Raw genomic sequence first — 22856 nt, 5'->3', positions numbered from 1 at the left:
TCATGGCGCGTTCCTGCGGCAGCTCCGTGCGCGGCAACGCTTGCAGCAGAGGCAATTCGTCCGCCTGCGGCTGGCCACGTGCGCCGCGCTGCTGGCCTGGCTCCTGGCCGCTCTCCAAGGCGTGATCCGGGCCTGAGTCCTTGTATGCCGGCGAGCAGCGCGAGCAAGACTGGCGGCAACCCGATATCATGGCAGGCGTCACCATTCCCATTCATGACTTGTCGCGCCGCACGGCACGGCAGGCGCTTTTTTTCGCGGAGGCATGTCTTGCGTCTTTGGTCGATCGATCCCGGCTACCTGGACCCGATGGGGCTGGTGGCACTGTGGCGTGAAGGCTTGCTGGCGCAAAAGGTGCTGCTGGGGCAGACGCGCGGCTATCGTGCCCATCCGCAGCTGGCGCGGTTTCGCGCGCAGCCCGATCCGGTGCTCGCCATCGGCTGCTACCTGAGCGCGGTGGTGGCGGAAGCGACCCGGCGCGGTTACCGCTTCGATGCGTCGAAAGTGGTCCAGTCCGGCGTTCTGTCGCCGGTACCGGTGCGCCAGGGGCAGCTCGACTATGAATGGGAACACCTGCTGCGCAAGCTCGCGGCACGCTCGCCGGCCGTCTACGACACGCACAAGGCCATCGCGCGTCCGCGGCCGCATCCGCTGTTTACAGTCGTTCCGGGCGGGATCGAGGAGTGGGAGCGGGTTTGACGCCATCCTGATCGAGACATTCATGCACTGGATACTATTGATTCTCGCCGGCCTGCTCGAAGTCGGCTGGGCCATCGGCTTGAAATACTCCGAGGGTTTCACCCGCCTGTGGCCGAGCATCGGCACCGCTTTAGCCATGCTCGCCAGCGTCGGGCTGCTGGGCATCGCGATGAAATCGCTGCCCGTCGGCACGGCCTACGCGGTCTGGGTCGGCGTGGGAGCGGTAGGCACCGTGATACTCGGTATCGTCCTGTTCGGCGAATCCGCCGCTACCGCGCGCCTGATCAGCGTCGCGCTGATCGTCGCCGGCATCGTCGGGCTCAAGCTGGCGTCGCCGCACTGAGGCGGATGCAGCATGACAACCGGCGGACAGACAGGCGTGAGCACTTTCCAGTTCTTGCCGCATGCCGCCCTGCGCCCTTACATCGACCGTATCTGGGGCTGGGAGAGCGCCAAGAAACAGCGCGTTGCGCTGCCGACCCTGCTGCCGGGCACCGGAGCCGAGGTTTACTTTCACTATCGCATGCCGTTTTGCCGCAACAGCGCGCAGGCTGGCATGGATTTCCTGCCGCCGGCCCATCTGCTGTGCGTGCGCCGTGCGCCGATCGCGCTGCAGCCGTCCGACCAGGTCGGTTTTGTCGCCGTTCGCTTTCGCGCCGGCATGCTGCCACGGTTCACGCGCATTCCGCCGCATGAGCTGATCGACCAGGCATGTCCACTGGACGAACTGTGGGGCGCCGCCGCAAAGGAGCTGGCCGGGCGCGTTGCCGGCATCGCTTCGTTTGCCGGCAAGGCCGCCCTGATCCAGTCCTTCCTGCTGGCGCGCCTGCGCAGCGGCGTGGGCGATGCCCTGGTTGAACAGGCAGTGGCGGATATTTACCGCGAATGCGCGGCGCTGCCAATTGAGCGCCTTGCCCTGCGCCTGGGCATCGGCAGGCGCCAGCTGGAGCGCCGCTTCAAGCTGGCAACCGGGCAGACGCCGGCCGAAGTGCGGCGCCTCGCCCGTTTCCAGAAGACGGCGCGGGCGGTGATGCTCGCGCCCGGCATGCGCTATCTCGATGCGGCGCTGGCGCACGGCTACTACGACCAGGCGCATTTCATCCGTGACTTCCGGGAACTGGCGCAGTCGACGCCGCAGCGCCATTTCGAGGAAGCCCGCGCCAGGACGCATTTTTACAATACGCCCTGGCGCGCCTAGCGGAACATGGCTGCTCCCGCCAACGAAAAGGAGAAGCCATGTTGCTGCTGCTTGCAGAACTGAACGCCGCGCCGTCCGCGGTACAAGAAGTGGAAGGCATATTGAAGGGGCTGGTGGAAGCTGCGCGCGGCGAACCCGGCACGCTGGCCTACGCGGTGCACCGGCAGCAGCAAAGCGCCACCGCTTTCGTGCTGTACGAGCTGTATCGGGACTGGGCCGCGTGCGATCTGCACCTGGCGTCGGCGCAGGTCCGGCAGGCGCTCAAGCGCTTCGAGCATTTGCTGGCGATGCCGCCGCGTGTCGTGTTCTGCGATACCGTAGCGGCGGTCGGCGCCGGTTGAGGTCGGTTGCGCGGCGCCTCAGGCGCCGTCTTTCCCGCCTTGCGCCAGCGCGCGCAATTCATCGAATGCGATCCCCGTGGTGACATGCGCCCAGCGCAGCATCACCAGCGGACTGACCGCCAGCTTTTCTTCCCGGATCATCTTGATGATGGGCGGCGTCACCTGCAGCCGTTGCGCCAGCGCGGCATCGTCCGCCAACTGCAGCCTGGTAAGCAGGCGATCGAGCAGACGTCCCGCGTCGACGTCCATCGGCTCCTGCCATTCCGGACCGGAATGTTCCCCGGCCAGGAAGTTCAGCGACGGGAGCGGTCCGTCTTTCGGCGTATTGTTCATGGAATCGGCTCTTGTGGAAATGCGCGGCATTCTCGCATTTGGGAAGAGCTTGTTCTGTACGATTCCGGACATACGAGGGAGAAAGGCGCGCCGCTGCATCAGGAATCAGGAAGACCTCAGGAAGACGATATGCCGAGCGTGCGCTCGAACTGCTTGCGCACCACGAAATAGCATTCGCAGCAGGCGTCTTCCAGTGCCGGACGGTCGAGCACGGTGATCGTGCCCCGGCTGTACTTGATGATGCCGGCCTGCTGGAAGGTCCGCGCCACCAGGCTCACGCTGGGCCGGTGTACCCCGAGCATGATGGCGAGGTATTCCTGCGTGAGCTGGACGTCGTACCCGGGAGAGCGATCATGGCTCATCAGCAGCCAGCGCGCGAAGCGTTCCTCGATCGAATGCAGCCGGTTGCAAGCCACCGACTGCGACACCTGGCTGAGGTAAGCTTGCAGGTAGCGCAGCGCCACGCGGCGCAGCGCCGTATCCCCGGCTATGGCTTCGCGGAAGCGCGCCGCCGGCATGCGCAGGCTTTCGCCGGGAACCTGGCATACGACTCTCTCGGTCGCCACCTCGCCGCCGATCAGGATTTCCACCGTCGACAAGCCCTCGTTGCCCACCGTGCCGACTTCCACCATGGCGCCGTCCTGCATCACCGCCAGCACCGAATGGGCGCCACTGCAGGGGAAATACACATAATCGATCGGCTTGTCGCGCTCGAACAGTACAGTGTTGAACGGCGTCGGAACCCGCTGCAAGTGCGGCGCCAGCTTCTCATAGTCCTCGTCGGGCAACAGCGCCAGCAGGGCGTTCCTGCATTCCCGATCCGATTGTGCAATCGCAGCCATTGCCAGTCCTTCCTGAAGACGATACGCGATGTCTGTAGGCATCGCCTTATCGATCTTGTTGGACAGACAACGAATAGTGAAGTTTAGCGCTTGTGATGAACTGTTACATGTTGCTGAGCCAGCTGGCAGTTCGCTCCAAGGGAATGGCCGCTCGCGTTGCTATACTTGGTGCTTTCTTTCAAAGGTTTCTCTATGGCGCATATTCCGGCGGCCCTGCTTGGCCTGGGCAAACTCAGCAGCGAGGCCGGCGACGTGACTGTCGCCACGCGCGAGGGCGTCAGTACCCAGCCGCACACGCATCCCACCACCAATTACGTTACGGTGACCGAAGGAACCTTGTATCTGACGCTGGATGGCGCGGAGCGGGCGGTGCGGCCGGGAGAATGGTGCACCATTCCCGCCAACACGGAACACGCCGAGCGTTTTGTGGAAAAGACCTCGGTCATCGTTTTCTGGGTCAAGGGCCAGTCCGGCGCGGGCGACTGAACTTCGCCCTTCCGCTTTAACCAAGGTAAATCATGACCAAAGACGGACACCCTTCTCTTCAGGGACTGGATGCGCTCCGTGCGCGCTTTCAAGAGCAGTCGCGCAAGGCGCAGGCTTATTACACGATCATGCACAGGGTGCGGGCAGCCGCTGGCAGCGATGACGCCGCCAGCGCATGGATGACCGAGCCATTGAGCGCATTCGATGGCAAGACTGCGGCACAGCTGGTGGCAGACGGGCGCGCGGACGAGGTGCTGGGTTACATTGACTCGCTGGACCCCGGATCTTCTGGCTAAATTCGCGATCTGCCTTCAAGAATCGCGGGCTGCTTGACCCGCATTAACGTAAAGGCACGCGACCGTTGTGCCTGGCGCGAATGCGGCGCACAGTATTTCCGAAGGACTTTGGACGCTCCGTTCTTACCTTGGGAAAGGAAATGCCGTGGCAGCGAAAATGATGAAAGCAGCCGTGTTCGTCGAACCCGGCCGCATCGAACTGACCGATAAGCCGATTCCGGACGTGGGGCCGAACGATGCACTGGTGCGCATCACGACCACGACGATTTGCGGCACCGATGTCCATATCCTCAAGGGAGAGTACCCGGTTGCCAGGGGACTGACCGTCGGTCACGAACCGGTCGGCGTGATCGAGAAGCTCGGCAGCGCGGTCTCCGGCTACCGGGAAGGCCAGCGCGTCATCGCGGGTGCGATCTGCCCGAATTTCAATTCCTACGCCGCCCAGGACGGCGCCCCATCGCAGGATGGCAGCTACCTGATCCCGAGCGGGCGCTGCGGCTGCCATGGCTACAAGGCGACCGCGGGCTGGCGCTTTGGCAACATGATCGACGGTACGCAGGCCGAATACGTGCTCGTGCCGGATGCGCAGGCAAATCTCGCCCCGATTCCGGATGGGCTGACGGACGAACAAGTGCTCATGTGCCCGGATATCATGTCCACCGGCTTCAAGGGCGCGGAAAACGCCAATATCAAGATCGGCGACACGGTCGTGGTCTTTGCGCAGGGACCGATCGGGCTGTGCGCCACGGCGGGCGCGCGCCTGCTCGGGGCGACCACCATCATCGGAGTGGATGGCAACGATCATCGCCTGGAAATCGCGAAGAAGATGGGGGCGGACATCACCCTCAATTTCAGGACTTGCGACGTGGTCGGCGAGGTGATGCGCCTGACCGGCGGGCGCGGGGCGGACTCTGCCATCGAGGCGCTGGGCACGCAGCAGACGTTCGAGTCCGCGCTGCGCGTGCTGAAGCCGGGCGGGACCTTGTCCAGCCTCGGGGTGTACTCGAAAGACCTGACCATCCCGGTGGCGGCGTTTGCGGCGGGCCTGGGCGATCACAGGATCAACACCGCGCTTTGCCCCGGCGGCAAGGAACGCATGCGGCGGCTGATGGCAGTGGTGGAATCAAACCGCCTGGACCTCGGCGTGCTCGTCACGCATCACTACAAGCTCGATGACATCGTCGCAGCCTACGACCTGTTCGCCAACCAGCGGGATGGCGTGCTGAAGGTGGCGATCAAGCCCGAGTAAGCAACGATAAGCGGCGCTGTTTCGCGCGCCCGCTACGCCGCGGCATGCAGGCGCAACGCCTGCGCCGTCTGCGCATCGGCCGGGAAGAACGACTCCAGCGCCAGTTCCGACAGCGTCACGTCGAGCGGCGTGCCGAACACGGTGGTGGTGCTGATGAACGACAGCGTGCCCGCGGGCGTCATTAACTGGAACGGCACGACCACGCCGGCATACGACTGGTGCTCGCACTGCGCCTGCGGCGCCAGCCCGGCGGGCGCCGGATAAGCGCTCAGCTCGCGCATCAAGTCCTCCAGCACCGGGTCGCCCGAGACATCGATCTGGTGGCGCAGCCGCTCGAACAGGTGGGCGCGCCATTCCCGGTAATTGACGATGCGCGGCGCCACGCCCTGCGGGTGCAGGCTCAGCCTCAGCACATTGACCGGCGGCTGCAGCAGCGCCGGATCGACTCCGGCCAGCAGCGGCGCCAGCGCCTTGTTGGTCGCCACCAGGTTCCAGTGGCGGTCGATGGCCAGCGCCGGATACGGCTCGTGCCCGGCCAGCACCAGTTCCATCGCCTTGCGCGCCGCCTGCAGCGCCGGGTCGTCCAGTTTCCGCTCGGGGAAAAGCGGCGCGTAACCGGCGGCCATCAGCAGCGTATTGCGTTCGCGCAGCGGAATGTCGAGCCGCTCCGCCAGCCGCAGCACCATCTCTCGGCTCGGCAGGGAACGACCGGTTTCCATGAAACTCAGGTGACGCGTCGAAATCTCGGCATCCAGCGCCAGGTCGAGCTGGCTCAGCCGGCGGCGCTGGCGCCAGTGGCGCAGGACCTCTCCAACGGGGCGGGTATTGTTCATCATGTTCCGATCATATCCAGCGCGGCTATGCCTTTCCATTACCTGCGGCGTAATCGACTTGCCGCCTCATGTCGGCAAAGATGACCTCATGTTAGAGCAGTTTTGCATACCTGTTTTTCAACCATGTCATGTCCTTGCGGCATGACGATGCATGAGGAGCCTGCCATGTTGAACCTTCAATCGCCCCATTTCCTGCGCCGCGTCCTGTTGGCCGATGCCGCCACCTGTCTTGCGACGGGATTGCTGCTCACGCTCGGCGCCGATGTCCTGCAGCCGCTGCTTGGCTTGCCGCAGGCGCTGCTGTGCGAGGCCGGGATGCTGCTGTATCCGTTTGCCGCACTGGTGCTCTTCACCGCCACCCGTCCCCAGTTGCCGCGTATGCTGGTATGGGTGATCGTCATCAGCAACGCATTGTGGGCATTCGACAGCGCCATGCTGCTGCTGGCGGGTTGGGTGACGCCGACCTTGCCGGGCAAGGCATTCGTGGTGGTCCAGGCGCTGGCGGTGGCGCTGTTCGCCGAGCTGGAGTTCTTCGGCTTGCGCCGGCAGGCGGCCGTGGCGTGATGCGCGACGCGAGCGCTAGTCGGCCAGCCGCTCGCGATGCACCAGCGCCGGAAACAGCTTCATCCACGCCGCCACCACCAGCAGCGTGCCGGCGCCGCCGATGATCACCGACGGCACGGTGCCGAACCAGGCGGCGGTCAGGCCGGATTCGAATTCGCCGAGCTGGTTGGAGGCGCCGATGAAGATCGAGTTGACCGCGCTGACGCGCCCGCGCATGTCGTTGGGCGTGTCGAGCTGCACCAGCGACTGGCGGATCACCACCGACACCATGTCGAAGGCGCCGCTGGCGGCCAGCGCGGCCAGCGACAGCAGGAACGAGCCGGACAAGGCGAATGCCAGCGTGGCCACGCCATACAGCGCGACCGAGCCGAACATGATTTTTCCCGCGCGGCGCTGGATCGGATGTCGCGCCAGGTAGAGCGACACGGCCAGCGCGCCGATGGCCGGCGCCGAGCGCAGTAGCCCCAGTCCCCACGGGCCTACGTGCAGGATGTCGCGCGCGAAAATCGGCAGCAGCGCGGTGGCGCCGCCCAGCAGCACCGCGAACAGGTCGAGCGAAATCGCCCCGAGCACTTCCTTGCGCCGCCAGATGAAGGCGATGCCGGCAAACAGGCTTTGCAGGCTGACCGCCTCGCGCTTGACCGGCGCATGATCGAGACGGATCGCCAGCGCCATGCCGACGGCGGCTGCAAACAGCGCGGCGCTGGTTCCGTATACCGCCTGCGGCCCGGCCACGTACAGGAAACCGCCCACGGCGGGACCGACGATGATCGCGAACTGCGAGCCGGCCGCGCTGACCGAAATCGCGCGCGGCAGCACCGGCGCCGGCACCAGCAGCGGGCCGAGCGATTGCTGCGTGGGCATCTGGAACGCCTTGGCCGCGCCCAGCGCGACGGCGGCGGCCAGGATTGCCTCCCTGTTCAGCCAGCCGCCCCAGGTGCCGGCGATCAGCAGCAGCGCGACCAGCAGCTGGCCGCACAGGCACCAGGCGAGTACGCGGCGCCGGTCGAAGCGGTCGGCTACCTGGCCGACCACCAGCGTCAATGCCAGCGACGGCAGGAACTGCGCCAGGCCGACCATGCCGAGATCGTAGGCACTGTGGGTGAGATCGTACATTTGCCAGCCGATGACGACCATCATCATCTGGTTGGCCATGGTGGTCGCGATGCGACTGAGGAAGAAGTGGCGGAAAGAGCGGTATTCGCGCAGCGGATTGATCATTGCTTCACAGGCAGGCGCACGCGCCGCCCATGCGGCGCGTGCCGGAATGCCCGAGATTAGCAGATCGCGGCGGAAACTTCAGGGGTGATCAATGCTCTTCCTGAGGCGCATGCTCCGGCTGCGCCGCATGGGTGGTCCGGGTGCGCTTGCGCAGGCGGATATTGAGCATTTCCACCACCACCGAAAATGCCATCGCGCTGTAGATGTATCCCTTCGGCACGTGGTTGCCGAAGCCTTCGGCGATCAGCACGACCGCGACCACCACCAGGAAGGACAGGGCCAGCATCTTGATGGTCGGGTGTTCCGACACGAAATGGCCGATCGGGCGCGCGAAGAACATCATCAGGCCGACCGACATGATCACGGCGGCGATCATCACCGGCAGCTGGTCGACCATGCCGACGGCGGTGATGATGGAGTCGAGCGAGAACACCAGGTCGATCAGCATGATCTGCATGATGGCCGAGGCGAAGCTGAGCTTCTTGGCGGCGGTCACCGCGCCTTCCGCGCCTTCGAAGGTGTCGTGGATTTCGCCCACGCTCTTCCATAGCAGGAACAGGCCGCCGCCCACCAGCACCAGGTCGCGCCCGGAGAATTCCCATTGGCCGATGGAAAACAGCGGCGCGGTCAGGCCGACGATCCACGACAGCACCAGCAGCAGGGCGATGCGCATGAACATCGCCAGGAACAGGCCGAGCCGGCGCGCCAGCTCCTGCTGCGCGCGCGGCAGCTTGGCGACCAGGATCGAAATGAAGATGATGTTGTCGATGCCCAGCACCAGTTCCAGCGCGGTCAGGGTGAGCAGGGCGATCCAGGCTTGCGGGTCGAGCAGCAGTTCGAGCATGGTAGTTTTTTCGTTGATAAAAAAAAGGGCGCCGATGAAGACGCCCTTAAAGTGAGACAAGCAGGGTTATTCGTTGTTCGCGAAACCCAGCAGTTGCAGCAGGCTGGTGAACAGGTTGAAGATCGTCACGTACAGGCTCACCGTTGCCATCACGTAGTTGGTTTCGCCGCCGCGCACGATATTGCTGGTTTCAAACAGGATCATGCCGGACATGAGCAGCACGAAGATCGCGGACACGGCCAGCGACAGCGCCGGGATCTGGAACAGGATGGCCGCGAGCCCCGCCAGGAAGGCGACCAGCACGCCGACGAACAAGAAGCCGCCCATGAACGTGAAATCGCGCTTGGACACCAGTGCATACGCCGACAGGCCGAGGAAGATCGCGGCGGTGCCGCCCATGGCGGTCATCACGATCTGCGCGCCGTTGGGCATGTGCAGGTAATGGCTGATGATCGGCCCCAGCGTGTAACCCATGAAGCCGGTCAGCGCGAACACGAAGGCCACGCCCAGTCCCTGGTCTCGGAACTTGTTGACCAAAAACAGCAGGCCGAAATAGCCGGCCAGCGTGATCAGCATGCCAGGGCGCGGCAGGCCGAGTGCGGCGGACGCGCCGGCGGTCACGGCGGAAAAGGCCAGCGTGAGCGACAGCAGCATGTAGGTATTGCGCAGCACACGGTGCGCGGAAGCATCGATCACCGTGGTGGCCGAGCGGCTGCGCAGCGAACCGGCGCGCAGCGAAGTGTAGCGGTCATTCATGATTCATCCCTTTCGGAAAAATACAAACAGTCAGGCAATAGGCTTGGCAGGCGATGCGCAACTACATCGGACGCTCCCATCAACATCGACAGGCGTCATGTTATAACGCTTGCATCGCATAAAAAAGCGAAGATAATAGAAGTTTTATTTCGTAAAAACCGAAGTATGAAGAATGCCGCGCTGAACTACCGCCATCTCTACTATTTCTGGGTCGTCGCCAAGGAAGGAAGCGTGACGCGCGCCGCCGAGCGGCTCGATGTCGCGGTCCAGACCATCAGCGCGCAACTTGCCCTTCTGGAACAGGCGATCGGCAAGGCGCTGCTGGCGCCGCAGGGGCGCCGCCTGGTGCTGACCGAGGCCGGGCGCGTGGCGCTCGGCTACGCGGACCAGATTTTCCTGCTCGGCGAGCAGATGCAGGAAGTGCTGGCCGAAACCGATGTCGGCCGCACGATGCGGCTGGCGGTGGGGATTTCCGATTCCCTGCCGAAACTGATCGCGTCGCGCCTGCTGGATGCGGCATTGAAACTGCCGCAAAAGATCAAGCTGGTCTGCTACGAAGACGATTTCGAATCGCTGCTCGGCAATTTGTCGGTCCACAAGCTCGACGTCGTGCTGACCGACCGGCCGGTGCCGTCCGGCACGACCTTGCGCGTGTTTAGTCATTTACTTGGGGAAAGTGAAATCTCGCTGTTCGCCCTGCCAGAACTCGCCAAGCGCTACCGCCCGAAGTTCCCGGCCAGCCTGAATGGCGCGCCGCTGCTGCTGCCCACGCGCGGTAACGCCATCCGCGGCCGCCTCGATCATTGGTTCGAGAATCATGACGTGCGCCCGGACGTGGTCGGCGAGTTCGATGACAATGCGCTGCTGAACACCTTCGGACGCAACGGCGCCGGCCTGTTCCCCGCGCCGTCGGCGCTGGCCAAGGATGTACGCGAGCAGTTCGGCGCGGTGCCGGTGGGCGAACTGGCCCAGGTGCGCGAACAGTTCTACGCGATTTCGAACGAGCGCAAGATCAAGCATCCGGCCGTTGAGGCGATCCTGTCGGCGATCCACGGCAAGGAATTCATGAGCTAGGCGTCGCAGTCAGAATGACTCCCTGACCATGCGCAGCCGGATTTTCTCGATGGCGCGCGACGGCCGCAACCCCTTCGGGCAGACCTCGGAGCAATTCATGATGGTGCGGCAGCGAAACAGCCGGTAGGCGTCGTTCAGGTCGTCGAGCCGCTCCTGCGTGGCCTGGTCGCGGCTGTCGGAAATGAAGCGGCACGCCTGCAGCAGCCCGGCCGGCCCCACGAACTTGTCCGGGTTCCACCAGAACGACGGGCACTGGCTGGAGCAGCAGGCGCACAGGATGCACTCGTACAGTCCATCGAGTTCGTCGCGCTGCTGCGGCGATTGCAATCTCTCCTTCTCGGGCGGCGTGTCGTGGTTGATCAGGAACGGCTTGACCGAATGGTACTGCCTGAAAAACTGCGTCATGTCGACCACCAAGTCGCGGATCACTGGAAAGCTCGGCAGCGGCCGCAATTCGACCGGTTCCTTCAGGCCCCTGACCGGCGTGATGCAGGCCAGGCCGTTGCGGCCGTTGATGTTGATCGCGTCGGAGCCGCACACGCCTTCGCGGCAGGAGCGCCGGATGCTGAGCGAATCGTCCAGCATCTTGATGTGCAGGATCGCATCGAGCAGCATGTGGTCGGTCGGCGCCAGCGCGATATCGTAATCCTGCATGTAGGGGCGCGCATCGGCGTCCGGATCGTAGCGGTAAATGGAAAATTTCATGCGCGCTCCGTCTCGTTCAAGCCGCCGTCAGGCCGACGCCAGCAGCAGGATGCGGGCCACCCACAGCGCCATGCCGCCGAGTGCGAACGCCAGCAGTGCCAGCAGCGCCACGCGCAGCGCGAGCGGCTGCACGTAGTCCATCATCACGTCGCGCAACCCCACCCAGGCATGCAGCAGCAACGCGGCGAAGAACAGCGCGGTCGCGATGCGCGTCAGCGGCGCGGCCAGCCAGCCGCGCCATTCATCGTAGGAGTGCGGCCGCCCCAGAGCCAGGCGCAGCAGCGCGGCGACGCAAAACAGCAGCATGTAGACGGCGGTGACGCGCTGCACTAGCCAGGCGCGCAGTCCGGACAGCGCCTTTTTCAAAACAGCGCTCCGATACCCAGGAGCGCGATGACGGCCGCGCCGCAGTTGACGGCCCAGGCGCTGGCGCGCGCCGGGCGCAGCTCGGAACCGATGTCGATGTCGGTGAGCAGGTGGCGCAGTCCCGCCAGCAGGTGGTGCGCCAGCGCCCAGATGAACAGGAGCAGCAGGATCTTGATCGCCGTGCGGTCGAGCAGCGCGCCCGCCCGCGCATAGCCCTGCGGCCCGCGCAGCGACAGGTCCAGCAGGTAGATGCCGAACGGCGTGCCAACCGCCAGCAGCATGCCGCTGATGCGGTGTGCGATCGAGGTGCAGGCGCCGACCGGCAGCTGGATCTGCGTCAGGTTGAAGAACGTCGGCCGCGAGGCTTTCATGTTGTCCGCCGTATAAGAAGGACTGCCGGAACCGGCGCCGATCGGCCTGTTCCGCAGGTGGATGACTTTTTTATATCGGAGAAGTTCAAAGGCACGCCGCATTGCCACGGGGCTTGCAAAATCCTTTTAATAGGACTAAATTGGTACTGTTTAAAAATTACCCGCAACGACGATGCTAAGACTGAGCAAGATGGCTGACTACGGCACGGTGGTGCTGACCGCGATGATCCGCGAGCCGGAGCGCAGCCGCAGCGCCGCGGAGATCGCCGCCACGATTCATGTGCCGGTGCCTACCGTCAGCAAGATCCTCAAGATCCTGGGGCGCGGCGGCCTGGTGGCCTCGCTGCGCGGCGCGCACGGCGGCTATCTGCTGGCGCGGCCGGCCGAACAGATCACGCTGGCCGACATCATCGATGCCATGGACGGGCCGATCGGCATGACCGAATGCAGTGTCACGCCCGGCTTGTGCAGCCAGGAGGCGGCGTGCGCGGTGCGCGCCAACTGGCAGCGCATCAACCGCGCCGTGCTCGGCGTGCTGCGCGAGATCACGCTCGACCAGATGATCGCGCCGGTGCCGCAGACGGTCGACGCCAGCGCGCTCAGCCGCAAGCGCGCCCCCGCAACGAACAGGACACAGGAAACGACATCATGAGCAACGCGACGACTGCAATCGACGATGTCATCGGTAGCGAATACCGGCACGGCTTCGTCACCGATCTGGAAACCGATACGGTGCCGCGCGGCCTGAGCGAGGACACCATCCGCCTGATCTCGGCGCGCAAGAACGAGCCCGCGTTCATGCTGGAATGGCGTCTGAAGGCGTTCCGCCACTGGCTGACAATGAAGGAGCCGGATTGGGCGGCGGTCCATTATCCGAAGATCGACTACCAGGACATCATCTATTATTCGGCGCCCAAATCGCTCAAGGACCGGCCCAAGAGCCTCGACGAAGTCGACCCGGAGCTGCTGCGCACCTACGAAAAACTCGGCGTGCCGCTGCACGAGCGCGAGCGGCTGGCCGGCGTCGCGGTCGATGCGGTGTTCGACAGCGTATCGGTCGGCACCACCTACAAGGACAAGCTGGCCGAGCTCGGCATCATCTTTTGCTCGTTCTCGGAAGCGGTGCGGGAACACCCGGATCTGGTGCAGCAATACCTCGGCTCGGTGGTGCCGTATTCCGACAACTTCTTCGCCACGCTCAACTCGGCGGTGTTCTCGGACGGCTCGTTCTGCTACATCCCGCCCGGCGTGCGCTGCCCGATGGAGCTGTCCACCTATTTCCGCATCAACGCCAAGGACACCGGCCAGTTCGAGCGCACCCTGATCATTGCCGACGAAGGCGCCTACGTCAGCTATCTCGAAGGCTGCACCGCGCCGATGCGCGACGAAAACCAGCTGCATGCGGCGGTAGTGGAACTGGTGGCACTGGACAACGCGAAGATCAAGTACTCCACCGTGCAGAACTGGTACCCCGGCGACAAGAACGGGCAGGGCGGTATCTACAACTTCGTCACCAAGCGCGGCGACTGCCGCGGCGCGAATTCGCATATTTCATGGACCCAGGTCGAGACCGGCTCGGCCATCACCTGGAAGTATCCGAGCTGCCTGCTACGCGGCGACAACTCGACCGGCGAGTTCTATTCGGTGGCGCTGACCAACAACTACCAGCAAGCCGACACCGGCACCAAGATGATTCACCTCGGGCGCAACACGCGCAGCACCATCATCTCCAAGGGCATCTCGGCCGGGCACGGGCAGAACGCCTATCGCGGGCTGGTGAAGGTGATGAAGAACGCCGACGGCGCGCGCAACTACACCCAGTGCGATTCGCTGCTGCTGGGCGAACTGTGCGGCGCGCATACCTTCCCGTACATCGAGGTCAGGAATCCGACCGCCAGCGTCGAGCACGAGGCGTCGACCTCGCGCATCGGCGAGGACCAGCTGTTCTACTGCCGCCAGCGCGGGCTGTCTGCGGAGGACGCGGTGTCGATGATCGTCAACGGCTTTTGCAAGGAAGTGTTCAAGGAACTGCCGATGGAATTCGCGGTGGAAGCGCAAAAACTGCTGAGCGTGAGCCTGGAAGGCAGCGTCGGCTAACAAGGGAAAACGGATATGTTGAAAATCACCAATCTTCACGCAACGGTCGACGGCAACGAGATCCTGCGCGGCCTGAATCTCACCGTGAACCCCGGCGAAGTGCACGCCATCATGGGGCCGAACGGCTCCGGCAAGAGCACGCTGGCGCAGGTGCTGGCCGGACGCGAGAACTACCAGGTCACCGCCGGTGAAGTGCTGTACCAGGGGCGCGACCTGCTGCCGCTGGCGCCCGAGGAGCGCGCGCGAGAAGGCGTGTTCCTCGCCTTCCAGTATCCGGTCGAAATTCCCGGCGTGAGCAACGTCTATTTGCTCAAGGCAGCGGTCAACAACGTGCGCACGCATCGCGGGCTGCCGGAGCTCGACGCGATGGAATTTTTGAAGCTCATCAAGCAAAAGATGAATCAAATGCAGATGCGCGACGAGCTGCTGTACCGCTCGGTCAACGAAGGCTTTTCCGGCGGCGAGAAAAAGCGCAACGAAGTGCTGCAGATGGCGCTCTTGGAACCGAAGCTGGCGATCCTGGACGAAACCGATTCCGGCCTCGACATCGACGCGCTGCAGCTGGTCGCTCAGGGCATCAACGCATTGCGCAGCCCGGAGCGCGCCATGATCATGGTGACGCATTACCAGCGGCTGCTCGATTACGTGGTGCCGGACTTCGTGCACGTGCTGTCAAAGGGCCGCATCGTCAAGAGCGGAGGCAAGGAACTGGCGCTGGAGCTGGAAGAGCGCGGCTACGGCTGGCTCGACGAGGCGCCGGCGCGGCAAGCCAAACCGGTGCGCGCCGCGCGCGCGGGGGCATGACGATGAATGACGCCCGCGATCACTACCTGTCCGATTACCTGCGCGTGGCCGGCGCGCTGCCCGGCAGCCATCTGCCGTGGCTGGTGCGCCAGCGCGCCGCTGCGCTCGACCTGTTTGCGCAGCGCGGCTTTCCGACCCGGCACGACGAGGACTGGAAATACACCAGCGTGGCTGCGTTGCAGCAGCAGCCGTTCACGGCGACCTGCGGGGACGCCTCGGCCGACGACACGCAGGCCGCCGCCGCGATCCTGTCCTGCCTGGCGCTGCCGCAGGACGGCAGCCACCTGCTGGTCTTTCACAACGGCCGCTACCTGCCGGCGCTGTCGGCGCCGGGGAAGCTGCCGGCCGGGGCGCAGTTGCACAGCGTCGCGCACATGCTCGACGCCGACCCGGAAGCGCTGCAGCCCTACCTCGCAGGCGACAACCATGGCGAGCCGCAGGCCGCGTTCGACGCCCTGAACGCCGCCTTCATGGCCGACGGCGCATGGCTGCGCCTGGCGCGCGGCACCGTGCTGGAAGCGCCGCTGCACCTGCTGTTCATCGCCACCGAGGAAGGCGCCGCGCACCACCTGCGCAACTTCATCGTGGCCGAAGAAGGCGCGCAGGCGACCGTGATCGAACATTTTGTCGGCGCCGACGGCGCGTGTTACTTCAATAACGTCGTCACGCGCATCTTCGCCGCGCCCGGCGCCGCCGTCGAGCACCACAAGCTGCAGCAGGACGGCGCCGAGGCGTTTCACATCGCCGGCATCCATGCGCGCCAGCAGCGCGACAGCCGCATCGCCTCGCACGCATTCACGCTGGGCGGCGCGCTGACGCGCAACGACATCAGCACCGTGTTCGATGCCGCCGGCTGCGAGGCCACGCTCAACGGACTGTACCTGGTGGGCGGCAGCCAGCATGTCGACACCCACACCCGCATCGACCACCGCCAGCCCAACGGCACCAGCAGCGAGCACTATCGCGGCGTGCTCGACGGGCACGCGCACGCGGTCTTCAACGGCAAGGTGATCGTGCACCCGGGCGCGCAAAAGACCAATGCCTACCAGGCCAACCACAACCTGCTGCTCTCGCGCGAGGCCGAGGTCGACACCAAGCCGCAGCTGGAAATCTTCGCCGACGACGTCAAGTGCAACCATGGCGCCACGGTCGGCCAGCTCGACGAGACGCAGCTGTTTTACCTGCGCTCGCGCGGCATCGCCGAGGCGGCGGCGAGAAGCCTGCTGGTGCATGCGTTCGCCCATGACGTCATCGAGCGCATCCGGGTCGCCTCGCTGCGCGCGCGGCTCGAACAATTGCTGCTGGCGCGGCTGCCTCAGCAAGAACGAATCGGAGGACTGTGATGAAAATGGAATCGGAAGTGCTGCGATTGTCCCAGGACGACGCCGTCGCGCGCTGGCGCGCCGACTTTCCGGTGTTGCGCGAGAGCGTGCACGGCAAGCCGCTGGTATATCTCGACAATGCGGCCACCACCCACAAGCCGCAGGCCGTGATCGAGGCCGAGGCGGCGTTCTACCGCCACGATAACGCCAATGTGCACCGGGGCGTGCACGCGTTGAGCCAGCGCGCCACCGACCGCTACGAGGCGGCGCGCGAGAAGGTGCGGCGCTTCATCAACGCCGCGTCGGCGCAGGAAATCGTGTTCGTGCGCGGCACCACTGAGGCCATCAACCTGGTCGCGCAAAGCCATGCACGGGTGCGCCTGGGGCCGGACGACAACGTGCTCATCAGCGCGATGGAACACCATTCCAACATCGTGCCGTGGCAGATGGCGTGTGCGCAGACAGGCGCGGAGCTGCGGGTGGCGCCGATCAACGACGCCGGCGAGCTCGACCTCGACATGTTCGAGCGGCTGATCGGGCCGGGAACCCGGCTTGTCGCCGTCACCCACCTGTCCAACGCGCTGGGCACCATCACGCCGGTCGAGCGCATTATCGAGATCGCGCATGCGCACAAGGTTCCTGTGCTGCTCGACGGCGCGCAGGCGATCGCGCACCTGGGCGTGGACGTGCGCGCGCTTGACGTCGATTTCTATGCGTTTTCCGGGCACAAGATCTACGGCCCGACCGGCATCGGCGTGCTGTACGGGAAGGCGGCGCTGCTCGAAGCGATGCCGCCCTACCAGGTCGGCGGCGACATGATACGCTCGGTCACCTTCGGCCAGACCGAGTACAACGAGCTGCCCTACAAGTTCGAGGCCGGCACGCCCAACATTGCCGGCGCCATCGCGCTGGGCGAGGCGCTCGACTACGTGGCGGCGCTGGGCCTCGACGCCATCGCCGCGCATGAGCGGGCCTTGCTGAAGTACGCCACTGCGCAAGTGCGCGCGATTGCCGGGCTGAAAATCGTCGGCACCGCGCGCGAAAAGGCCAGCATCCTTTCCTTCACGCTGGACGGCGTGCACCCGCACGACATCGGCACCATCCTCGACCATGACGGCGTGGCGATCCGCGCCGGCCATCACTGCGCCATGCCGGTGATGCAGCGCTTCGGCATCGCCGGCACCGCGCGCGCCTCGTTCGCGCTGTACAACACGCGCGCCGAAGTCGATGCGCTGGCGGCGGCGCTGGTTCGGGTACAGGAGATGTTTCAGCGATGAGCGACTTGCGCGATCTCTACCAGGAAGTGATCTTCGACCACTACAAAAAGCCGCGCAACTTCCATGCGCTGGCCGGTGCCAACCATGTCGCGCACGGCCACAACCGGTTGTGCGGCGACCAGCTCACCGTCTACCTGCAGGTGGCCGGCGGCGTGATCGAGGATGTGAGCTTCGAGGGCGCCGGATGCGCCATCTCGACGGCGTCGGCGTCGCTGATGACCGATGCCCTGAAGGGCAAAACGCTCGACGAGGCCGAGCGCCTGTTCCAGCAGTTCCACCAGATGGTCACGCAGGATGACGCCGAGCCGGACCCGGCGCTGGGCAAGCTGGAAGTGCTGGCCGGCGTGCGCGAGTTCCCGGCGCGGGTCAAGTGCGCCACGCTGGCCTGGCACACGCTGCAGGCCGCGCTGAAGGAGCGCGCCGCGCAGGACAGCGCCGTGTCGGTGTCGACCGAATGAAAATGGAGAATGAACATGCAAGCGCCCGCTGAATCGCACGACGCCGAGGAAGAGCTGCGGCAGGATATCGTCACCGTGCTGCGCACGATCTACGATCCTGAAATCCACGTCAACATCCTCGACCTTGGCCTGATCTACGTGCTCGACATCGACCCGCAGGGGAACGTCGAGATCGAGATGACGCTGACCGCGCCGGCCTGCCCGGTGGCAGGCACCTTCCCCTCGGTAGTCGAGGCGCGCGTGGCCGAAGTGCCGGGCGTGCAGTCGGTGCACGTCGAACTGGTGTGGGAGCCGCCGTGGAGCATCGACTCGATGTCGGAAGAGACCCGCCTCGAACTCGGTTTGCTATAGACGCGGGCTTATTCCGCTGCGACCGGAATCGGCCCGCCGCCCGCCTGCTTCTTCTTCAGCAAGAACACCAGCGGCAGCATCGCCACGAAGCTCCAGGTAATGAGCTGGAACACGTCGATCATCGCCAGCATCTCGGCTTGCCGCGCCATCTGTTCGGCCATCAGGGCGGCGGCCTTCGGGCTGTCCGGCGCCAGGTGCAACCCCTGCAGGTAGTGCCGCACGGCCGGATTGAAGCGGGTCAGGCGGCCGCCGAGTTCGTTCCATAAGACCTGCCCCTGGCGCGACAGCAGCGTGGTGACGATCGAGATGCCGATGGCCGAGCCCATGGTGCGCACCAGGCTGTACAGGCCGGCGGCTTCGGCCATGCGCGCGCGCGGCAGCGTGGCGTAGGCGATCGTCGACAGCGGCACGAAGATCAGGCCCATGCCCAGGCCCTGCAGCATGGCTGGCCAGATGATCCAGAAGGCGTCGACGTCGAGCGAGTAATGCGTCATGAAGTGCGAGCCGACCGCGCTGATCGCCATGCCGGCGCCGACCAGCAGGCGCGCGTCGGTGCGGCCGACCAGGCGCCCGACGATCAGCATGCTGATGGCGGTGGCGATGCCGCGCGGCGCCATGATCATGCCGGTGGTCAGGATCGGGTAGTTCAGCAGCCGCTCCAGCAGGATCGGCTGGACCACGATGGTGCCGAACATGCCCAGGCCCAGGAGCGCGATGACCAGGCAGGCGGTGGCGAAGTTGCGGTCGGTGAAGATGCGGATGTCGAACAGCGCGCGCTCCTTGGCGCGCAGGCTGTACCAGGCGAAGCCGGCCAGGCCGACCACCCCGAGCAGGGCCGATACGCGGATGTCGGTGGCCGCCAGCCAGTCCTGCAAGTTGCCGCGGTCGAGCGCGTACTGCGAGCCGGCCACGCCGGCGGCCAATAGCGCCAGCCCCGGCCAGTCCATCTTGCGCGCCTTCCTTTGCGTCTCCGGCACGAACTGCGAGGCCAGGAAAAACGACAGTGCGCCCACCGGCACGTTGATGTAAAACGTCCAGCGCCAGCTCGCCACTTCGGTCAGCCACCCGCCCAGGGTCGGCCCCAGCACCGGCCCGACCATCACGCCCAGGCCCCACAGCGCCATCGCCTTGCCGCGCTCTTCGGGCGGGTAGGCGTCGCTCATGATGGCTTGCGACAGCGGCACCAGCGCCGCGCCGAACATGCCCTGCAACATGCGGTACAGCACGATCTGCACCACGTTGCCGGCGATGCCGCACAGGGCCGAGGCGCCGACGAAGCCGGCGATGCACACCAGCAGGTAGCGCTTGCGCCCGAGGATGTCGGAAAAATAGCCGGTCAGCGGCATGAAGATGGCGGCCGTCACCAGGTAGCTGGTCAAGACCCAGCTGATCTGGTCGGTGGTCGCGCCCAGCTCGCCCTGCATGTGCGGCAGTGCGACATTGACGATGGTGGTGTCGAGCACCTGGATCAGCGTGGCGGACATCACCGCCAGCGTGATCATCAGGCGCGCGGCCTTGTCGGTCTCCTGCGTCATATTATCGGCGGCGCCACCGCCACCAGGATGCTGCACGGCGCGCGCTCCAGCAGCGTCGCATCCTCGGCGTCGCTCCACCAGCGCGCCAGCCGGCTGCGGTGGCGGTGCCCGAGCACGATCAGGTCGACGCCAAGCGCGCGCGCGGCCGCGTCGATCTGCGCGATCGGGTCGCCGAAGGCGATATAGCCGTGCGCGTCGAGCCCGCGCTCCTTGAGCCAGGCGACGCCTTCCTTCAGGATGCGGGAGGCTTCGTCGTTTTCCTGCTCGATCGAGGTTGCGCTGACTCCCTCGGGGATGGTGCGCCCGGCCAGGGTGCGGATGATGGCCAGCAGGTGCGCCTCGGCCTGCATGCACAGCGCCACGTCGGCACCGTCCTTCAACGCATTGCGGCCTTCGACCGAGCCGTCGTAGCAAAGCAGGATCTTGCGGTACATGCGTCGTCCTCAGCGGTTGTCGCGAACCGCCACCTCGACGGTGGCCGTGGTGCCGATGCGCAGCGGGTAGGCAGGATCGGGATCGGTGATACGCACCCGCACCGGCACGCGCTGCGTGACCTTGACCCAGTTGCCGGTCGCATTCTGCGGCGGCAGCAGCGAGAAGGCCGTGCCGGCGCCGCCGCTGACGCTTTCCACCACGCCGTGGAACGGGTGGTCGGGATACATGTCGACGGTGACCGTGGCAGCTTCGCCGGGCCGGATGCGCTCCAGCTCGGTTTCCTTGAAATTGGCGTCGGCCCAGTATTCCTGGCTGGCGATGAGTGCGAACAGGGGCGCGCCGGGCTGCACGGTGTTGCCCGGACGCAGAGACAGGTTGGCGATGCTGCCGTCGGTGGGCGCCGCGACATGGGTGTGTTCCAGGTCGAGCCGGGCCTGGTCGACGGCGGCCTGCGCCGCCTGCACGGTCGCATTGCGTTCGCCGGTGGCGCCCAGCGTGCTGCGCGCCTGTTCCAGGTTGGCTTGCGCCGCGCGCAGCGCCGCTTCGGCCGTGGCGACCTGGGTACGGGCGGTTTCGGCGCCCTGTTTCGACAGGAAGCCTTGCCGCACCAGCTGTTGCTCGCGCCGGTTGTTCGATTGCGCAATCTGCAGTTCCGCCTTGCGCTGGTTGACCTGCGCCTCGGCGGCGGCCACCGCCGCGCTTTGCTGGCCGACCGCCTGTCCGGCCAGCTGCAGCTGCGCCTGCGCCTTTTCCAGCGCCAGCCGGTAGGGCTCGGGATCGATCTCGAACAGCGCCCCGCCGGCCTTCACCTTCTGGTTGTCGCGTACAAAGACTTGCGTGACCTTGCCGCCGACCTGGGCGGCGATTTCGACCGTGTTGGCATTGATGTAGGCATTGTCGGTGTCGGCGTACAGCTGGCCGTGGCGCCAGTAGCGGTAGCCGAAGATGGCGGCGAGGATCAGCAGCGCGGCGATCGCCACCCATTTGATGAGCTTTTTCCCGGAAAGTCTTTCCTTGCGTATCAACGGTTTTTCAGCGTGCACAGGTGCATCCATGGCAGGCCTGATTGTTCGGCGTATTGGCGATCGGTTACCGATGCAAGAAGCATGCGCGGATCGAAAATGATACGGACGGCCATGCGTTACACTACAAGACTCCACCAAAAAACATTCGCATGGACAACAAAGAACCCTGGCGCCTCGTCCGTCTCCTGGCGGTCACGCAAATCGTGTCCTGGGGTTCGCTGTACTACGCGTTTGCCATCGTCGCGCACGATATCCAGCGCGAGTTCGGCTGGTCCACCGGCGTGGTGTTCGGCGCCTATTCCTGGAGCCTGCTGGCAGCCGGCCTGGCGGCCACGCCGGTCGGCATGCTGATCGACCGCTTCGGCGGGCGTGCCGTGATGAGCTGCGGCTCACTGCTGGCCGGCGGCGGCATGGTCATGCTGGCCATGGCGCATTCGGTCGCACTGTACTTCGTTGCGTGGAGCATGGTCGGCGTCGCGATGGCGATGGTGCTGTACGAAGCGGCGTTCGCCACTATCAACCGCGAATTCCTGCTGCATTCGCGCAAGGCGATCTCGGTGCTGACGCTGTTCGGCGGACTGGCCAGCACCGTGTTCTGGCCGCTGACGCTGCAGTTGAACGGCGCGCTCGGCTGGCGCCATACCTTCCTGGTCTATGGTATCGCGCACCTGGCGCTGTGCGCGCCGCTGCATGCGCTGCTGGGCGCGGGCGGAGATGGACGAGCGCGCCGCGCTGCCGGGGACGGGCAGGCGGCGCGCAACTATACCCTGCATGAAGCCTTGCGCGACCCGGCGTTCTGGAAACTGGCGTTCGCCTTCGCCACCAACATGTTCATCTTTTCGGCGCTGTCGGTGCACCTGATTCCGCTGCTGCAGCGCTTCGGCCATCCGGCCGCCACCGCCGTGCTGGTGGCGGCCCTGATCGGGCCGATGCAGGTGGCCGGGCGCCTCGGCGAAATGGCGCTGGCCCACCGCGTGCTGCCGCAAACGGTGGGCCGGCTGACGTTTTCCTGCCTGCCGGCGGCCCTGCTGGCCTTGCTGGCATTCGGGGAGAACCGCTTCGCGGTCGCCGGGTTCTGCATGCTGTACGGGCTGGGCAACGGCATCCTGACGATCGTGCGCGGCACCGTACCGCAAAGCCTGTTCGGCCGCGAAAACTATGGCGCCATTTCCGGCGCGCTGGCCGGGCCGTCCCTGTTGGCCAAGGCCGCCGGGCCGCTGGCGATGGCCGCGTTTGTCGAAGCCAATCCGGCGCCGCGCTGGATGCTTTTCATCCTGCTGGCCGTCTCGCTGGTTTCGCTCGCATGCTTTCTGGCGGCGGTGAAGGCTAGGCGCGGCGCGATGGGCCTGGCGCTGAATTAAAATCCTCCTTTTATCA

Annotated in this window: 29 protein-coding genes; 17 read left to right on the top strand and 12 right to left on the bottom strand. The window is 65.4% G+C overall.

What is annotated here, in order from left to right:
• The first annotated feature begins 267 nt into the window (after nucleotides 1-267).
• From FAY22_RS16985 to FAY22_RS16970, 4 genes are read left to right on the top strand one after another with little or no spacing between them, the layout of a single operon-like run.
• Entirely contained in the window at nucleotides 268-696 is a 429-nt protein-coding gene (locus FAY22_RS16985; protein ID WP_146331350.1) for a pyrimidine dimer DNA glycosylase/endonuclease V, read from the top strand.
• Nucleotides 697-718: 22 nt separating this feature from the next.
• A complete protein-coding gene (gene sugE, locus FAY22_RS16980) occupies nucleotides 719-1039 on the top strand; it encodes a quaternary ammonium compound efflux SMR transporter SugE (protein ID WP_146331348.1) in 321 nt (106 codons plus the stop codon).
• A 12-nt stretch (nucleotides 1040-1051) separates the two neighbouring features.
• The gene (locus FAY22_RS16975; RefSeq protein WP_146331346.1) at nucleotides 1052-1894 is read left to right on the top strand and encodes a helix-turn-helix domain-containing protein; all 843 of its coding nucleotides are present in this window, start codon (nucleotides 1052-1054) and stop codon (nucleotides 1892-1894) included.
• Between the two features lie 38 nt (nucleotides 1895-1932).
• Nucleotides 1933-2235, top strand: a complete 303-nt coding sequence (locus FAY22_RS16970) for a putative quinol monooxygenase (RefSeq protein WP_146331344.1) — start codon at nucleotides 1933-1935, stop codon at nucleotides 2233-2235.
• A gap of 18 nt (nucleotides 2236-2253) precedes the next feature.
• On the opposite strand, the gene FAY22_RS16965 is transcribed toward FAY22_RS16970, so the two are convergent.
• Entirely contained in the window at nucleotides 2254-2568 is a 315-nt protein-coding gene (locus tag FAY22_RS16965; RefSeq protein WP_146331342.1) for a hypothetical protein, read from the bottom strand.
• Between the two features lie 116 nt (nucleotides 2569-2684).
• Nucleotides 2685-3452: a Crp/Fnr family transcriptional regulator gene (locus FAY22_RS16960; RefSeq protein ID WP_146331340.1), complete on the bottom strand. Its 768-nt coding sequence runs from the start codon at nucleotides 3450-3452 to the stop codon at nucleotides 2685-2687.
• 150 nt (nucleotides 3453-3602) lie between these two features.
• Between FAY22_RS16960 and FAY22_RS16955 the strand changes: the two genes are divergently transcribed.
• The 3 genes from FAY22_RS16955 to FAY22_RS16945 all read left to right on the top strand — a co-directional run bounded on the left by FAY22_RS16955 (nucleotide 3603) and on the right by FAY22_RS16945 (nucleotide 5441).
• Nucleotides 3603-3896, top strand: coding sequence for a cupin domain-containing protein (locus FAY22_RS16955; RefSeq protein ID WP_146331338.1), 294 nt, complete (start codon nucleotides 3603-3605; stop codon nucleotides 3894-3896).
• 32 nt (nucleotides 3897-3928) lie between these two features.
• Complete coding sequence (locus tag FAY22_RS16950) at nucleotides 3929-4192, top strand: antitoxin Xre/MbcA/ParS toxin-binding domain-containing protein (protein ID WP_246860544.1); 264 nt, start codon at nucleotides 3929-3931, stop codon at nucleotides 4190-4192.
• 157 nt (nucleotides 4193-4349) lie between these two features.
• Nucleotides 4350-5441: an NAD(P)-dependent alcohol dehydrogenase gene (locus FAY22_RS16945; protein WP_146333503.1), complete on the top strand. Its 1092-nt coding sequence runs from the start codon at nucleotides 4350-4352 to the stop codon at nucleotides 5439-5441.
• Between the two features lie 32 nt (nucleotides 5442-5473).
• Here the strand turns inward: FAY22_RS16945 and FAY22_RS16940 are convergent, their stop codons facing one another.
• Entirely contained in the window at nucleotides 5474-6277 is an 804-nt protein-coding gene (locus tag FAY22_RS16940; RefSeq protein ID WP_146331336.1) for a helix-turn-helix domain-containing protein, read from the bottom strand.
• A 162-nt stretch (nucleotides 6278-6439) separates the two neighbouring features.
• On the opposite strand from FAY22_RS16940, the gene FAY22_RS16935 reads away from it, so the two are divergent.
• Complete coding sequence (locus FAY22_RS16935; protein WP_146331334.1) at nucleotides 6440-6838, top strand: hypothetical protein; 399 nt, start codon at nucleotides 6440-6442, stop codon at nucleotides 6836-6838.
• A gap of 15 nt (nucleotides 6839-6853) precedes the next feature.
• Here FAY22_RS16935 and FAY22_RS16930 read toward each other — a convergent pair whose 3' ends face one another.
• From FAY22_RS16930 to FAY22_RS16920, 3 genes are all read right to left on the bottom strand, one after another.
• Nucleotides 6854-8059 carry an MFS transporter gene (locus FAY22_RS16930; protein WP_146331332.1) on the bottom strand — a complete coding sequence of 402 codons (1206 nt, stop codon included), beginning with the start codon at nucleotides 8057-8059 and terminating at the stop codon, nucleotides 6854-6856.
• 88 nt (nucleotides 8060-8147) lie between these two features.
• A complete protein-coding gene (locus FAY22_RS16925) occupies nucleotides 8148-8903 on the bottom strand; it encodes a TerC family protein (protein ID WP_146331330.1) in 756 nt (251 codons plus the stop codon).
• A gap of 66 nt (nucleotides 8904-8969) precedes the next feature.
• The gene (locus FAY22_RS16920; protein ID WP_146331328.1) at nucleotides 8970-9659 is read right to left on the bottom strand and encodes a Bax inhibitor-1/YccA family protein; all 690 of its coding nucleotides are present in this window, start codon (nucleotides 9657-9659) and stop codon (nucleotides 8970-8972) included.
• A 165-nt stretch (nucleotides 9660-9824) separates the two neighbouring features.
• Here FAY22_RS16920 and nhaR point away from each other — a divergent pair, with 165 nt between their 5' ends.
• Nucleotides 9825-10733: a transcriptional activator NhaR gene (gene nhaR / locus FAY22_RS16915; RefSeq protein ID WP_146331326.1), complete on the top strand. Its 909-nt coding sequence runs from the start codon at nucleotides 9825-9827 to the stop codon at nucleotides 10731-10733.
• A gap of 9 nt (nucleotides 10734-10742) precedes the next feature.
• Here the strand turns inward: nhaR and FAY22_RS16910 are convergent, their stop codons facing one another.
• Genes FAY22_RS16910 through sdhC form a run of 3 tightly spaced genes read right to left on the bottom strand, consistent with a single transcriptional unit; the run spans nucleotide 10743 to nucleotide 12175 of the window.
• Nucleotides 10743-11438 carry a succinate dehydrogenase iron-sulfur subunit gene (locus FAY22_RS16910; protein WP_146331324.1) on the bottom strand — a complete coding sequence of 232 codons (696 nt, stop codon included), beginning with the start codon at nucleotides 11436-11438 and terminating at the stop codon, nucleotides 10743-10745.
• Between the two features lie 27 nt (nucleotides 11439-11465).
• Nucleotides 11466-11804 carry a succinate dehydrogenase, hydrophobic membrane anchor protein gene (sdhD, locus tag FAY22_RS16905; RefSeq protein WP_210411842.1) on the bottom strand — a complete coding sequence of 113 codons (339 nt, stop codon included), beginning with the start codon at nucleotides 11802-11804 and terminating at the stop codon, nucleotides 11466-11468.
• Nucleotides 11801-12175 carry a succinate dehydrogenase, cytochrome b556 subunit gene (sdhC, locus tag FAY22_RS16900; protein ID WP_146331322.1) on the bottom strand — a complete coding sequence of 125 codons (375 nt, stop codon included), beginning with the start codon at nucleotides 12173-12175 and terminating at the stop codon, nucleotides 11801-11803. Before sdhC ends, sdhD begins: the two co-directional genes overlap by 4 nt.
• A gap of 172 nt (nucleotides 12176-12347) precedes the next feature.
• Here sdhC and FAY22_RS16895 point away from each other — a divergent pair, with 172 nt between their 5' ends.
• The 7 genes from FAY22_RS16895 to FAY22_RS16865 are packed head-to-tail and all read left to right on the top strand — an operon-like array spanning nucleotide 12348 to nucleotide 18484.
• On the top strand, nucleotides 12348-12827 hold the full coding sequence (locus FAY22_RS16895) for an SUF system Fe-S cluster assembly regulator (protein WP_146331320.1): 480 nt from the start codon (nucleotides 12348-12350) through the stop codon (nucleotides 12825-12827).
• A complete protein-coding gene (gene sufB, locus FAY22_RS16890; protein ID WP_146331318.1) occupies nucleotides 12824-14272 on the top strand; it encodes a Fe-S cluster assembly protein SufB in 1449 nt (482 codons plus the stop codon). Before FAY22_RS16895 ends, sufB begins: the two co-directional genes overlap by 4 nt.
• Nucleotides 14273-14287: 15 nt before the next feature.
• Nucleotides 14288-15076: a Fe-S cluster assembly ATPase SufC gene (gene sufC / locus FAY22_RS16885; protein ID WP_146331316.1), complete on the top strand. Its 789-nt coding sequence runs from the start codon at nucleotides 14288-14290 to the stop codon at nucleotides 15074-15076.
• A gap of 2 nt (nucleotides 15077-15078) precedes the next feature.
• Complete coding sequence (sufD, locus tag FAY22_RS16880; protein ID WP_146331314.1) at nucleotides 15079-16419, top strand: Fe-S cluster assembly protein SufD; 1341 nt, start codon at nucleotides 15079-15081, stop codon at nucleotides 16417-16419.
• Between the two features lie 5 nt (nucleotides 16420-16424).
• Entirely contained in the window at nucleotides 16425-17675 is a 1251-nt protein-coding gene (locus tag FAY22_RS16875; protein WP_246860771.1) for a cysteine desulfurase, read from the top strand.
• Nucleotides 17672-18133, top strand: coding sequence for a Fe-S cluster assembly sulfur transfer protein SufU (sufU, locus tag FAY22_RS16870; RefSeq protein WP_146331310.1), 462 nt, complete (start codon nucleotides 17672-17674; stop codon nucleotides 18131-18133). The genes FAY22_RS16875 and sufU overlap by 4 nt, the downstream gene beginning before the upstream one ends.
• Nucleotides 18134-18148: 15 nt before the next feature.
• Nucleotides 18149-18484 (top strand): iron-sulfur cluster assembly protein, encoded by a 336-nt coding sequence (locus tag FAY22_RS16865; protein ID WP_146331308.1) that lies wholly within the window; start codon nucleotides 18149-18151, stop codon nucleotides 18482-18484.
• A gap of 8 nt (nucleotides 18485-18492) precedes the next feature.
• On the opposite strand, the gene FAY22_RS16860 is transcribed toward FAY22_RS16865, so the two are convergent.
• From FAY22_RS16860 to FAY22_RS16850, 3 genes are read right to left on the bottom strand one after another with little or no spacing between them, the layout of a single operon-like run.
• Nucleotides 18493-20019, bottom strand: a complete 1527-nt coding sequence (locus FAY22_RS16860; RefSeq protein WP_146331306.1) for a DHA2 family efflux MFS transporter permease subunit — start codon at nucleotides 20017-20019, stop codon at nucleotides 18493-18495.
• On the bottom strand, nucleotides 20016-20453 hold the full coding sequence (locus FAY22_RS16855; RefSeq protein ID WP_146331304.1) for a universal stress protein: 438 nt from the start codon (nucleotides 20451-20453) through the stop codon (nucleotides 20016-20018). Before FAY22_RS16855 ends, FAY22_RS16860 begins: the two co-directional genes overlap by 4 nt.
• Nucleotides 20454-20462: 9 nt before the next feature.
• Complete coding sequence (locus tag FAY22_RS16850; protein WP_146331302.1) at nucleotides 20463-21509, bottom strand: HlyD family secretion protein; 1047 nt, start codon at nucleotides 21507-21509, stop codon at nucleotides 20463-20465.
• Nucleotides 21510-21628: 119 nt separating this feature from the next.
• On the opposite strand from FAY22_RS16850, the gene FAY22_RS16845 reads away from it, so the two are divergent.
• Nucleotides 21629-22840 carry an MFS transporter gene (locus FAY22_RS16845; protein ID WP_146331301.1) on the top strand — a complete coding sequence of 404 codons (1212 nt, stop codon included), beginning with the start codon at nucleotides 21629-21631 and terminating at the stop codon, nucleotides 22838-22840.
• Nucleotides 22841-22856: the final 16 nt, after the last annotated feature.

The sequence above is a fragment of the Noviherbaspirillum sp. UKPF54 genome, from assembly GCF_007874125.1.
Lineage (GTDB): Bacteria > Pseudomonadota > Gammaproteobacteria > Burkholderiales > Burkholderiaceae_D > Noviherbaspirillum.
The sequence above is the reverse complement of the archived record's forward strand: the minus strand, read 5'-3'. Positions and strand labels throughout refer to the sequence as shown.